The organism is Nakamurella sp. GG22 (genome assembly GCF_052976845.2).
The window spans coordinates 1-240 of the sequence record NZ_JBRIIO020000086.1 but is presented as its reverse complement, the minus strand read 5'-3'; the positions used below and the strand labels follow the sequence as shown (position 1 = coordinate 240).

Below are 240 nucleotides of genomic sequence, written 5' to 3'. Positions count from 1 at the left end.
ATGGTCACCCAGGTGATCTCGACCGGCTCCGATCCTTACAGCGATCAGGTGGTGATCGACAAAGGTTCGGACAATGGCGTTTATGAAGGCCAACCTGTCATCAGCGATAAAGGTGTTGTTGGCCAAGTCGTCGCGGTGGCGAAGGTGACCAGTCGCGTATTGCTCATCTGCGATGCTTCACACGCGCTGCCAATCCAGGTATTGCGTAACGATATCCGGGTGATCGCGGCAGGCAGTGGG

At 56.2% G+C, this 240-nt stretch carries 1 protein-coding gene; it reads left to right on the top strand.

Translation table 11 applies throughout. From position 1 onward, the window contains the following. A partial coding sequence (gene mreC, locus ACVBEQ_RS28090) for a rod shape-determining protein MreC (RefSeq protein ID WP_447156733.1) occupies positions 1 to 240 on the top strand: 240 nt, incomplete at both ends.